At 71.5% G+C, this 9,290-nt stretch carries 8 protein-coding genes and 1 pseudogene; 5 read left to right on the plus strand and 4 right to left on the minus strand.

Annotated elements, in window-relative coordinates:
• The first annotated feature begins 43 nt into the window (after window positions 1-43).
• Genes IE263_RS43850 through IE263_RS43860 form a run of 3 tightly spaced genes read left to right on the plus strand, consistent with a single transcriptional unit; the run spans window position 44 to window position 2,605 of the window.
• Window positions 44-1,474, plus strand: a complete 1,431-nt coding sequence (locus tag IE263_RS43850) for a S8/S53 family peptidase (RefSeq protein WP_189943730.1) — start codon at window positions 44-46, stop codon at window positions 1,472-1,474.
• A gap of 46 nt (window positions 1,475-1,520) precedes the next feature.
• Complete coding sequence (locus IE263_RS43855; RefSeq protein WP_189943731.1) at window positions 1,521-2,120, plus strand: RNA polymerase sigma factor; 600 nt, start codon at window positions 1,521-1,523, stop codon at window positions 2,118-2,120.
• A gap of 5 nt (window positions 2,121-2,125) precedes the next feature.
• The gene (locus IE263_RS43860) at window positions 2,126-2,605 is read left to right on the plus strand and encodes a hypothetical protein (RefSeq protein ID WP_189943732.1); all 480 of its coding nucleotides are present in this window, start codon (window positions 2,126-2,128) and stop codon (window positions 2,603-2,605) included.
• Window positions 2,606-2,776: 171 nt separating this feature from the next.
• On the opposite strand, the gene IE263_RS43865 is transcribed toward IE263_RS43860, so the two are convergent.
• The 4 genes from IE263_RS43865 to IE263_RS43880 all read right to left on the minus strand — a co-directional run bounded on the left by IE263_RS43865 (window position 2,777) and on the right by IE263_RS43880 (window position 7,886).
• Window positions 2,777-3,574: an N-formylglutamate amidohydrolase gene (locus IE263_RS43865; protein ID WP_189943733.1), complete on the minus strand. Its 798-nt coding sequence runs from the start codon at window positions 3,572-3,574 to the stop codon at window positions 2,777-2,779.
• Between the two features lie 139 nt (window positions 3,575-3,713).
• On the minus strand, window positions 3,714-4,148 hold the full coding sequence (locus IE263_RS43870; protein WP_189943734.1) for a Scr1 family TA system antitoxin-like transcriptional regulator: 435 nt from the start codon (window positions 4,146-4,148) through the stop codon (window positions 3,714-3,716).
• A 165-nt stretch (window positions 4,149-4,313) separates the two neighbouring features.
• Window positions 4,314-6,533 (minus strand): NADP-dependent isocitrate dehydrogenase, encoded by a 2,220-nt coding sequence (locus IE263_RS43875; protein ID WP_189943735.1) that lies wholly within the window; start codon window positions 6,531-6,533, stop codon window positions 4,314-4,316.
• Between the two features lie 255 nt (window positions 6,534-6,788).
• Window positions 6,789-7,886 carry a mechanosensitive ion channel family protein gene (locus tag IE263_RS43880; RefSeq protein ID WP_189943736.1) on the minus strand — a complete coding sequence of 366 codons (1,098 nt, stop codon included), beginning with the start codon at window positions 7,884-7,886 and terminating at the stop codon, window positions 6,789-6,791.
• 551 nt (window positions 7,887-8,437) lie between these two features.
• Between IE263_RS43880 and IE263_RS43885 the strand changes: the two genes are divergently transcribed.
• Complete coding sequence (locus IE263_RS43885) at window positions 8,438-8,680, plus strand: hypothetical protein (RefSeq protein WP_189943737.1); 243 nt, start codon at window positions 8,438-8,440, stop codon at window positions 8,678-8,680.
• Window positions 8,674-9,290, plus strand: a pseudogene (locus tag IE263_RS43890) (hypothetical protein); the annotation flags it as partial. The gene IE263_RS43885 and the pseudogene IE263_RS43890, both read left to right, overlap by 7 nt.

Raw genomic sequence — 9,290 nt, forward strand, 5'->3', positions numbered from 1 at the left:
GCGGCTCTGACTGACGACCGCAGGGTTCAGGGGAGGACACGCCATGGCACCACAGCGATTCCACGAGCAGTTCGACCAGATCCAACGCGCGCTGCCCGACGTCCCCTTGGCGATGGGGCCGGACGACTCCGCGGAGTTCATCTACGAGAAGGGCGTCGTCCTCGCCCGCGACGGCGAGGAGGCCCAGGTCGTCGAGGACGCCGTCCGCACGCACTTCACCGCGGCGCCCGACCTCACCCCCGACCATGTGCGCCGGGCCGGCCCGCAGGCCAACCGCTCGGGCATCACCCGCATCCAGGTCGCCGACCCCGGCCAGGGCGCGCCCGGCGCCGACCGCGCCGTCGCCGGTGCCCTGCGCGCCCTGCGGGGAACCGAGGACCGCGCCGGCCGCCGGCTCGTCAGCCGCAACCACGTGGTGTCCATCGCCGTCAACGCCTGCCCCGGCGACGAGCCGGTCCCCGCCTCGCAACCCCCCAACCCGGCTGCGGCGGAGGCCTCCTACGCCCCCGGCGGCGCCGTGGGTGTCCTCGTCATCGACACCGGCCTCATGCACGACTACCGCTCCTACCCGCTGCTCGCCCACACCCAGGGCGACCCGCAGTTCAAGGAGACGGACGAGGACGGCGTCCTCCAGCAGTACGTCGGCCACGGCACGTTCATCGCCGGACTCGTCGCCGCCGTCGCCCCCAACACCGACGTCACCGTGCGGGGCAGCCTCAACGACGCGGGCGCGATCCTGGAGTACGACTTCGGCGACCAGCTCTTCGAGGCCGTCGAGCAGGGCGGCTGGCCCGACATCATCAGTCTCTCCGCCGGCACCTCCAACGGCCGCGTCGACGGCCTGCTCGGTGTCTCGGCCTTCATGGAGGAACTGCGTACGCAGCGGACCCTGTTGGTCGCGGCCGCCGGCAACAACGCCAGCGCCACGCCCTTCTGGCCCGCCGCCTACGCCGCCCAGCCCGAGTACGCCGACGCGGTCCTGTCGGTCGGCGCCCTGCGCGGCGACGGCGAGTTCGGCGCCTGCTTCAGCAACCACGGCCCCTGGGTACGGGTCTACGCCCCCGGCGAGCGCCTCGTGAGCGCCCTCACGGGCTTCAACACGCCCGTCCCGTACGTCTACCAGCACTCCACGTACGACGACTGCCGTTACGGCTTCACCTATCCCTGCACCTGCCAGTCGCCGCGCCACACCGGTGTGCTGAGCGAGCAGCGGGCGGCCACCGCGGGCAAGCCGGACCAGGTGATGTTCGAGGGGCTCGCCTCGTGGAGCGGGACGTCCTTCGCGACGCCCGTCGTGGCCGGACTGGTCGCCGCCCACATGACGGCCCACCAGGAGACCGACCCGCGCGCCGCCGCCCGTCAACTCCTCGCCGTCAACACAGAGTTCGCCGAGGTGCGCGGGTTCCACGTACCGGCGCTGCACCCGCCGACCTGGAGTCCCGTGCCGGCCGAACAGCTCGCTCCCTCGGTGTGAGGGCGTCATGAGGTCCGAAGCCGCACCCGCCACGGCGTACGATGACATGCCGTACACGAGGGGTGGGACCGTGGACCGTACTGAAGTCGGCGCGCTCGTCCAGTCCGCCGTCGACGGTGACACGGCGGCCTGGAAGGCGCTTGTGGAAGGGCTGAGCCCGCTGGTGTGGTCCGTCGTGCGTGCGCACCGGCTCTCCGAGGCCGACGGGCACGAGGTGTACCAGACCGTGTGGTTCCGTTTCGCCCAGCACCTCGGGCGGATCCGCGAACCGGACAAGGCGGGTTCCTGGCTGGCGAGCACCGCGCGCAACGAGTGCCTGAAAGTGATCAAGAGCCTGCGCCGGCTGACCCCGACGGACGATCCCCAGCTGCTCGACCGCGTCAGCGAGGACCGTACGCCGGAGCAGTCGGTGCTGGACTCGGAGGAGGCGGCCGCGCAGAGCGAGCGTGTCCGCCACCTCTGGCAGGAGTTCGAGGCGCTCGGTGAGCGCTGCCGGCAGTTGTTGCGGGTGCTGATCTCCTCGCCGCCGCCCAGTTACCAGGAGGTGTCGGCCGCCCTGGGCATCGCCGTGGGCAGCATCGGACCGATGCGCCAGCGATGTCTGCGCCGCCTGCGCGCCCGACTCGACGCACGGGGAGCTCTGTGAACCACATGGACGACAACGACGGCGTCCTCGACGACGCCTTCGACGACGAGGAGTTCGACCACGGCAGCCTGGAGGAGGAGCTGCGTCAAGCCGCCGCCATCCTCGATCCGGTGCCGGCCGAGCTGCGGCAGATCGCCATCGAGGCCTACGCGCTGCACGACCTCGACGCCCGGATCGCCGAGCTGACCTTCGACTCGCTGGTCGACGCCATCCCGGTCAGGGGAGCCGTGGACGTGCCGCGGATGCTCACTTTCCACTCCGGCGGGCTGACCGTCGACGTCGAGGTGACCACGCACGGGCTGATGGGCCAGCTGCTGCCGCCCCAGCCGGCCTCGATCGAGGTCCTCGACGGCCCCCGGGCCGGCGCGGCGCTCACCGCCGACGACATGGGCCGCTTCACCAGCGACGCCCCACCCGCCGGCCCCTTCGCGCTGCGCCTGCGCACCGACGGGGAGGTAGTCGTCACGGAGTGGCTGCGCGCCTGAGCCACCCGGCGCGGGTCGCGACGCGCGAGGCAGCGTCCGCGGCCCGCCGATCACGGTCGTCCCCCGAGGGACGAGGTGATCGGCGGGGCCGCGAGCCCCGGCCCGTGGTGACCGGGCCGCCCGGTCGGCGTTGCTGCCGTGCCTGCGGTGCGCGCCTGTTCCTGTCGGCGCTCAGCCGGAGACGGCGTCGACCAGCCCCGCCAGCGCCGAGGCGAGCCGGCGCAGCCCGGGACCGGCCGGACCACCCGGCTCGGTCATGTACGTGTCCCGCCGGATCTCCACCATCAGGGCGGACACCCGCGGCTCCTTCCCGTAGTACCGCAGAGGTACGTACGCCCCACCGAACGGGCTGTCGAGCCCCGTCTCGCCGACCCCGGCGAACGCCTCCCGCGCCGCCGCGAGCAGCTCGGGCGGGGTGTGGAAGGCGTCGGTGCCCAGGCAGACCGGCGGTCGCGGCCCCTCGCCGTGCAGCTCGTAGGGCAGCCGCTCGGTGGGATACGAGTGCACGTCGATGATCACGGCCCGCCCGGCGACGGCCAGCCGTTCGGCCACGGCGTCGGTCATGGCCTGCGCGTACGGCCGGAAGTACCGCGCGATCAGCGGCTCGGGATCGACGTCCCCGGGCCGCAGTACGCCCCGGTGCGTGGTCCGTGTGTACACCGCGCCCATGCCGACCGACAGCATCTCCTCCCGCTCGTCCGGGAACCGCTCCGGGTCGACGACCAGCCGCGAGAGCCGGTTGACGAACCGCCACGGCGTCATCGCGGTCCGACTCGCCGCCTCCGCCGCGATCTCCGCGGTGTGCGCGTCGGTGATGTGGTCCAGCTCCCGCTCCAGCGCCCCGTCGTCCAGCACGATGCCCGCCCGCACGTCCGCCGGTATCTCCCGCGCCGAGTGCGGCACATGCAGGATCACCGGGGATGCGCCGCCTCCGGGCAGGACGGAGTAGGACACTGCGGCAGGGGTCATGCGAGGGCTCCCGGGGATGATCGGCGTCGTGCTGCCCGACCAAGGTGCCACATCGCTCCTGTGCCGAGAACGGCGAGGTCGGCGAGATCGGTGAGGGCGGTGGTGCCCTGGAGAACAGCCGGCCGGGACGGCCGTCGTCTCAGGGCCGGACGAGGGGATCCGGGCGCATGAGGCGGCGCCGGGCGTCGCTCGGGCCGGACTCGGTGCCGAGCAGCTCGGCGTAGGGAACGGCGAGGCGCACACGGAACGGCTCCCCCTGGATCGTGGCGTTCGGCAGGGTCGCCGCCTCGGCCAGGTGGCGCGTCGGGCCGCCCTGACCTCCTTGCCGCCGACCGGCCGGCGCAGCGCGCTCTCCTTCAGCACCACTCGCCGTTCCAAGGGGGCTGCCGCGTGAGCAGGGCCCGGCGTTCCTTGCGGAAGCGCACCGACTGGTCCACTTCGTGGGGTTCGCTGGGCCCGACCGCGCGATCACCGCACGGGCGCGGTCCTCGGTCTGCAGCAGGCCGTGCACGAACATCGACTCGTAGGAGCGCAGGACGCGGGCGTCGGCATCAAGGCCCGCGTAGGTGGCCACGCCGGTGGCTCACGCACCTGCGTGGCGGGAGTCTCTTCGCCGCTCCAGGCGTGGGACATCCGCGTCACCGTCCAGCGGCACCGGGGCCGACACACGGCCGCCCCGGCCGGGAGGAACTAGGCCGGGGCGGTTCGGTCGACGGGCCGCGAGCCCGTCAGGGGTGCGTCAGCTCAGGGACGCCAGCGCCTCGTTCCACGTGGCCGACGGGCGCATGACCGCCGCGGCCTTGGCCGGGTCGGGCTGGTAGTAGCCGCCGATGTCGGCCGGCTTGCCCTGGGCGGCGATCAGCTCGTCGACGATCTTCTGCTCGTTCGCGGTGAGTGTCTCGGCGAGCGGGGCGAAGGCCTTGGCCAGGTCCGCGTCGTCGGTCTGCGCCGCCAGCTCCTGCGCCCAGTACAGGGACAGGTAGAAGTGGCTGCCGCGGTTGTCGATGCCGCCGACTCGACGGGTCGGGGACTTGTCCTCGTTGAGGAAGGTCGCCGTGGCGCGGTCGAGGGTGTCGGCGAGGACCTTGGCGCGGGCGTTGCCCGTGGCCTCGGCGTACTGCTCGAGGGACGGCACCAGGGCGAAGAACTCGCCCAGGGAGTCCCAGCGCAGGTAGTTCTCCTTGACCAGCTGCTGGACGTGCTTCGGCGCGGAGCCGCCGGCGCCCGTCTCGAACAGGCCGCCGCCCGCCATCAGCGGGACGACCGACAGCATCTTGGCGCTGGTGCCCAGCTCCAGGATGGGGAAGAGGTCGGTCAGGTAGTCACGCAGGACGTTGCCGGTGACGGAGATCGTGTTCTCACCGCGGCGGATGCGCTCCACCGACAGCTTGGTGGCCTCGACCGGGGCGAGGACGCGGATGTCCAGGCCCTCGGTGTCGTGCTCCGGCAGGTACGCGTTGACCTTGGCGATCAGGTTGGCGTCGTGGGCGCGGGTCTCGTCCAGCCAGAACACCGCCGGGTCGCCGGTGGCGCGGGCGCGGGTGACGGCCAGCTTCACCCAGTCGCGGATCGGGGCGTCCTTGGTCTGGCAGGCGCGGAAGATGTCACCGGCGGAGACGGTCTGCTCGATGACGGCGTTGCCGTTCTGGTCGACCAGGCGGACCGTGCCCGTGGTCGGGATCTCGAACGTCTTGTCGTGGCTGCCGTACTCCTCGGCCTTCTGCGCCATGAGGCCGACGTTCGGGACCGAGCCCATCGTCGACGGGTCGTAGGCGCCGTTGGCACGGCAGTCGTCGATCACGGCCTGGTAGACGCCGGAGTAGCTGGAGTCCGGCAGCACCGCGAGGGTGTCGGCCTCCTGGCCGTCCGGGCCCCACATGTGGCCGGAGGTGCGGATCATGGCCGGCATGGAGGCGTCGACGATGACGTCCGAGGGGACGTGCAGGTTGGTGATGCCCTTGTCGGAGTCGACCATGGCCAGCGCCGGGCCCTCGGCGAGCTCCGCGTCGAAGGAGGCCTTGATCTCGGCGCCCTCCGGCAGGGACTCCAGGCCCTTGTAGATGCCGCCCAGACCGTCGTTCGGGGTCAGGCCGGCCGCGGCGAGCTTGTCGCCGTACTGCGCGAACGTCTTCGGGAAGAAGGCGCGCACCACGTGACCGAAGACGATCGGGTCGGAGACCTTCATCATCGTGGCCTTCAGGTGCACGGAGAACAGCACGCCCTCGGCCTTGGCCCTGGCGACCTGCGCGGTCAGGAACTCGCGCAGCGCGGCCACCCGCATCACGGAGGCGTCGACGACCTCACCGGCGAGGACCGGTACGGACTCGCGCAGCACGGTGGTGGAGCCGTCGTCGCCCTTGAGCTCGATACGGAGGGTGCCGTCCTCGGCGATCACCACCGACTTCTCGGTGGAGCGGAAGTCGTCCACGCCCATGGTGGCCACATTGGTCTTGGACTCGGCGGTCCAGGCGCCCATGCGGTGCGGGTGGGTCTTCGCGTAGTTCTTGACCGAGGCCGGGGCGCGCCGGTCGGAGTTGCCCTCACGCAGCACCGGGTTCACGGCGGAACCCTTGACCTTGTCGTAGCGGGCGCGGATCTCGCGCTCCTCGTCGGTCTTCGGCTCGTCCGGGTAGTCCGGCAGCGCGTAGCCCTGGCCCTGCAGCTCGGCGATCGCGGCCTTCAGCTGCGGGATCGACGCCGAGATGTTCGGCAGCTTGATGATGTTGGCCTCGGGCGTCTTGGCCAGCTCGCCGAGCTCCGCGAGGGCGTCCGGGATGCGCTGGCCCTCCTCCAGGTACTCCGGGAACAGCGCGATGATGCGCCCGGCCAGGGAGATGTCGCGGGTTTCGACGGCGACACCCGCCTGCGAGGCGTACGCCTGGACCACCGGCAGGAAGGAATACGTCGCCAGGGCCGGGGCCTCGTCAGTGTGCGTATAGATGATGGTCGAGTCAGTCACCGGGTGCTCCGCTCCACGTCTGCAACATTGCTCGACATCAAGATATCTCCTGATCGACCTCGACTCGACAGCGGACCGCACAGACGTCCGCACCGTGGGCCACACGCACGCCTGGGGGAGTGGCTCCACGGCACGACGACACCGCGGATGCCCGGCCACCCGGACTGGACGGTCACCCCGGTGAACACGTCCCTCGCCAGGCCGCACAGCCGGACGGGCGGGCACCACCACGACAACCCGGCGACGCTCTGAGGGTCAGTCGTGCAGGGCGGCCGGACCGTCCTGCACGACGTCCTCGGCCGTGCGCTGCTGCGGGATCACCACCGAGCCCTGCTGCAGGGCCACCGTCCGCGTCGGCGCGGGAATCCGGATGCCCTCCTCGCGGTAGCGGCGGTGCAGGCGCTTGATGAACTCGTGCTTGATCCGGTACTGGTCGCTGAACTCGCCCACGCCCAGGATCACGGTGAAGCCGATCCGGGAGTCGCCGAACGTGTGGAAGCGCACCGCCGGCTCGTGGTCCGGGACCGCGCCGGTGATCTCGGTCATCACCTCGGTGACCACCTCCGTCGTCACCCGCTCGACGTGCTCCAGGTCGCTGTCGTAGGCGACGCCGACCTGCACCAGGATCGTCAACTGCTGCTCGGGGCGCATGAAGTTGGTCATGTTCGACTTGGCGAGCTCCCCGTTGGGGATGACGACCAGGTTGTTGGAGAGCGCGCGGATCGTCGTCTGACGCCAGTTGATGTCCTCGACGTAGCCCTCCTCCCCGCTGCTCAGCCTGATGTAGTCGCCGCGCTGCACGGTCTTCGACGCGAGGATGTGGATGCCCGCGAAAAGGTTGGCGAGCGTGTCCTGCAGGGCGAGCGCGACGGCCAGACCGCCGACGCCCAGGGCGGTGAGCATCGGCGCGATGGAGATGCCCAGCGTCTGGAGCACCACCAGGAAGCCGATAGCCAGCACCAGCACCCGGGTGATGTTGACGAAGATCGTCGCGGACCCGGCGACGCCGGAGCGGGAGGAGGTGACCGTCTGCACCAGCCCGGCGACCACCCGGGCCGCCGACACCGTCACCACGAAGATCAGCAGCACCGTCAGGCACTGGTTGACGGTGTGCTGGACCGCCTTCGTCAGCGGCAGCACCGCGGCGGCGGCCGCCCCGCCGCCCACGATCGCCGCCCACGGCACGACCGTGCGCAGCGCGTCCACGATGACGTCGTCGCCGCTCCAGCGGGTGCGCTTGGCGTGTTTGCCCAGCCAGCGCAGCAGCGTGCGCGACAGGAAGGCCACCAGCAGGCCCGTGACCAGGGCGATGCCGGCGAGGACGAGGTCGTGCACGGTCAGCGCGCGGTTCACCGGTCACCTCCGGGAAGACGTCCCGCGGCGAAGAGGGTCGCCGACGGCCGGATGTGAAGTCTCGTCACGTTGTCACCTGCTCGATGTGCGGAAGTGCGGTCGCGTCCGTTCGTGAAGGGGCGCGACCGCTCATCCTGCCGTATCCGGAACGGTAGTTCGTACCCGGCGGCCGGGCTCGGACGGTGCCTTCGACCGCTTCTGGCTGGAAACGGTGCCCCGCGTGCGGAGGGGCGGCACCGGGACGGCGTAGGGACGGAGGGCCGCGCACTTCTGGACGGAAGTCATGCGCTCCTGGACGAAAGACGGATGTCCGACCGCCCACGGTCCCTCTAGCGTCGACCGGACCGATGACGACCCGGACCCCTGAACCACCACGCAGAGGATCCTCATGCCCGCACTGTCCGCTCCTGCCGCCCTGCCGCGGTTCCGGCACGGCCTGCTGGTGCTGTCCCGATCGGTGCGCAGTACCTATCGGCGACGGCGCAAGCACAGGTCGGCCGCTGGAGCCGCGGGCGGGCCTGCTCATCCTGGCGCCGCTCCACGGAACCGTCGTGGTCGGCCGGCTGCCGCTGCGCCGGCCACGCCGCCAGGGCTGGGGCCGCCGGCACGTACTGGCCGCCGCGGGCAGCGCCCTCGTCCTCCGCGCCGGGCTGTCCTTCCCGGTCGAACCGCTCGGCGGCAACGTGGAGGGCACGGTGAAGTGCGCGGTCGACGCCGCGATGCTCGGTGGTGTCGCCGCCCTTCTCCTCATGACCGCCCACCGTCTGCGTCGACAGGAGCCGAGCGCATGCTGACCGTCCGCGGCATCTCCTACCTGGTCGGCGAGGCAAGCACCGACTACGTGCGGCGGGACCTGGAGGTCATCGCCCGGGATCTGCGCTGCACCACGGTGATGCTCATCGGGGACGGGCAGCGGTTGATCGACGCCGCCCGCACCGCCCTCGAGACCGGACTCGGCGTCTACATCCGGCCCAGCGTCCCCGAGTTGCCTCAGCCGAAGCTGCTGGAGCACCTGGACGCCGTGGCCGAGGCGGCCGAAGAACTTCGCCGGGACCACCCGGACCGGGTGACGCTCCTGGTCGGCAGCGAGTTCTCCCACACCGTGCCCGGCATCGTCCCCGGACCTCGGTCGTTCCTGCGCTTGAAGCTCATCGTGCGTTTCCACCGTGTGCTGCGGCGCAGGATCGACCGGCGCCTCCACAGGCTGCTCACCACCGCTGTGACCACCGCGCGGCGCCGCTTCGGCGGGCCGGTCACCTACTCCGCGGCCGGGTGGGAACGCGTCGACTGGTCGCTGTTCGACCTGGTCGGCGTCAGCCTCTACCGCTCCGCCCGCAACCACACCACCTACGCAGACCGCCTGCGCAGCCTGGTCCGCGACCACGACAAGCCCGTCGTCATCAC

The sequence above is a fragment of the Streptomyces aurantiogriseus genome (assembly GCF_014649375.1).
GTDB lineage: Bacteria > Actinomycetota > Actinomycetes > Streptomycetales > Streptomycetaceae > Streptomyces > Streptomyces aurantiogriseus.